The sequence below is a fragment of the Geobacter argillaceus genome, from assembly GCF_007830735.1.
Lineage (GTDB): Bacteria > Desulfobacterota > Desulfuromonadia > Geobacterales > DSM-12255 > Geomobilibacter > Geomobilibacter argillaceus.
Genome location: NZ_VLLN01000059.1, coordinates 1 through 2,755 on the forward strand (window position 1 = coordinate 1; position 2,755 = coordinate 2,755).

Genomic DNA, 2,755 nt, shown 5'->3' on the forward strand with positions numbered 1-2,755 from the left:
AACTTCAAATGGTTACAGCTGGCAAATTTCAAATTGCTGAATTTGCCGTCACGGAGTCAGGGACCAATCAAAAGCTATCATGGCCCACTGTACGATGCCATACCGACAGTTCTGATGGTACAGGCAAGACTGACTACTTCAAGTTTAGGTGTTGTCTGAACGGAAATCTGCACCTGGTGTTTCTGAAACCGGGACTGGTGGCAAAGCTCAATGCGATTGCAGGAGATACCCACACCGACCCGCAGGGCGGCAGTACCGGTACACCACCGGGGACCATGTAAATGGACTTCCAACTGACCTACGACAAGCGGACCGGGACCATCGACCAGACCTTCGCCAAGGGGGCGGACATCCTCAACAACATCATCATCTCCTTGGCCATCAAGAAGGGCACCTGGTGGAATGATCCGGCCTTTGGCCTCACGGACCGCCCCCGGCTCAAGAATACCCCGGCCACGGCCCGCCTGATCAAACAGGATATCGAGCAGGCCCTGCAATGGATCATCGACGCCGGCCGTGCCACGGCGATTCGGGTCGAGACCTGGCGCGACGCCAACGACCGGCACCGACTGAACGTCCTCGTCACGGCCACCCAAGCCGACGGACGGATCATCACCTACACCACATTTAAAGAGGTGGTTTAAATGCCCTTTACCGTGCCGACATACGATGAGCTTTTAAACGCCATCCTGACCGATTACATCAACCAGTTCCCCGGCGCCGACAGCTCCAAGGGGTCATTGATCTACGTCAAATCGGCAGCCATAGCCTCGGCGTTCTGGGGGCTCTACCAGCATCAGCGCTGGATCGCCGACCAGATATTCCCCGACACCGCCGCCACGGAAAACCTGGAGCATCACGCCTGGATACGCGGTATCACCCGCAAGAGCGGCGAGAGCGACTCCGCCCTGGTGGCCCGGCTGCTGGATTATATCCGTCGCCCTCCGGCGGGCGGCAATAAATACGACTACGTCAAGTGGGCCATGGCCATCACCAACGTCAAGGCCGCCTACTGCATTCCCAGTGGCCAGGGGGTCGGCTCGGTGGATGTGGTCATCGTGGCCGATGCTGTTGCCACCGGCAGCGAGATCCCCAGCAGCCACGCCATGGCCGGCACGGCAACCACGATCACCGCCGGCAAGCTGATGGATGCCGCCGCCAACTTCACCGCCGTAGCCAACCCGGTGCGCAAGGGAGATATTGTCCGTAACACTACCAAAACCACCAGCGCTACGGTCACAGCGGTTGATAGCGCCACCCAGCTGACCCTCTCCAGCGATATTTTCGCCACCGTTGGCAACGCCTACGCCATCGACGCCCTGACCGTCCAGGTGCATAACTACATCGACGACCTGCGGCCGGTCACGGCCAAATACACCCGCGCCCTGGCCCCGGCCATCCTGACCCAGGCAGTGACCCTGTCCGGCACCGGCAGCGCCTGGAACCCCACCCAGGCCGCGGCCGACATCACCGCCTATCTGTACGGGCTCATCCCCGGCCAGACGCTCTACAAGAGCCAGCTGATCAACATTGCCGTCATCAACGGCGCGACCGACGTCACCGTTACCCTGCCCGCCGCCAACGTGGTCCCCACCAGCACCCAGATCATCAGGCCGGGGGTGATCAGTGCTACATAGCGACGCCCTGAAATCGTTGATACCCCTGGCACTGGGCGCAACCCATGACCAGGATATCGCCCTGGAAGGGAAGCGCCTGGATCTGGCCGCCGATCGCGGCGCTAAACTGTTGGCTGAACTATTCGCCAACTCTACGTACGACCTACTGGAAGTCTGGGAACGTATCTACGCGGCGGCTCCGGCTCCGAATGATTCCCTCCTGGTCCGGCAAAACCGTATCATGCAGAAGATGTCCGAACTGGGCCGACTCGACCGTGCCTATTTCGTCCAGATCGCCACGGCGCTCGCCTATACCATCATCCTGGAGGAGTTGCACCCGTTCATGCCGGGCTGGAGCTATGCCGGCGAAGAGCTGGGCGATAACGACTCGGACTGGTGCTGGCGGGTATATTACACGGAGGTCAACGCCTATATTTTCCGCGCCGGCGAGGCCACGGCCGGAGATTATCTTAGTTACTCGAATGCGGCGGTACTGATGCAGATATTCAACGACCTGAAGCCGGCGGACACGTTTGTGGAATTCATAGGGGCATAAGGAGGAGACATGTTAAGGATAGACTCTGCCGACGGACTGTTTCACGAGGGGAACCCGTCCACCGGCGTCAAGGGTACCAAGGTCACGGCGGTCTGGCTGAATGCGGTGCAGGACATTGTCATCGGCGCCGGCGGCGACATCGTAACTGCGGCGGTAGAAACCACCCTGACTGAAGGCAACGGAGTATTGTTTGCCAATCCCGCCAACGGTACCACGGTACTCTATCATCTGCCGGTCTACGCCACTGTCGGGGCGCTGAAACGGTATAAAATCAAGAATCTCGGGCCTGGTATCGCCCGGATCGATGCAGTCGATGCCAAAACTATTGATGGCGCGGCAACACTCGATCTGCTGCCCGGCGACCGCTGCGAACTGGCCAAGGATGCCACCAACTGGCAAACTATTTAATTAAAATTTATGGAGGATACAATCGTGAAACAAGGATTTTTAACACTATTGCTGCTCATTATCACCGCTCTGCCAGCAGTGGCTAGTACCACTTAACATTTAATATTTCGTTTAATTGCGGTATATGGCATACTGGCGTAACTCATTCAAGGAGGCCACCATGTCGCCAAGATAC

5 protein-coding genes are annotated in these 2,755 nt (G+C 58.3%); all 5 read left to right on the top strand.

Annotated elements, in window-relative coordinates:
* The coding region (locus JN12_RS20260; protein WP_145026338.1) for a DUF4942 domain-containing protein at positions 1-281 on the top strand (281 nt) is incomplete at its 5' end.
* Entirely contained in the window at positions 282-644 is a 363-nt protein-coding gene (locus JN12_RS20265) for a phage GP46 family protein (protein ID WP_145026342.1), read from the top strand.
* Positions 645-1,637, top strand: a complete 993-nt coding sequence (locus JN12_RS20270; protein WP_145026346.1) for a baseplate J/gp47 family protein — start codon at positions 645-647, stop codon at positions 1,635-1,637. It abuts the gene before it with no gap.
* Complete coding sequence (locus JN12_RS20275) at positions 1,627-2,172, top strand: putative phage tail protein (RefSeq protein ID WP_145026349.1); 546 nt, start codon at positions 1,627-1,629, stop codon at positions 2,170-2,172. The genes JN12_RS20270 and JN12_RS20275 overlap by 11 nt, the downstream gene beginning before the upstream one ends.
* A 9-nt stretch (positions 2,173-2,181) precedes the next feature.
* Positions 2,182-2,580, top strand: a complete 399-nt coding sequence (locus JN12_RS20280) for a hypothetical protein (RefSeq protein ID WP_145026352.1) — start codon at positions 2,182-2,184, stop codon at positions 2,578-2,580.
* The last annotated feature ends 175 nt before the right edge of the window (positions 2,581-2,755 follow it).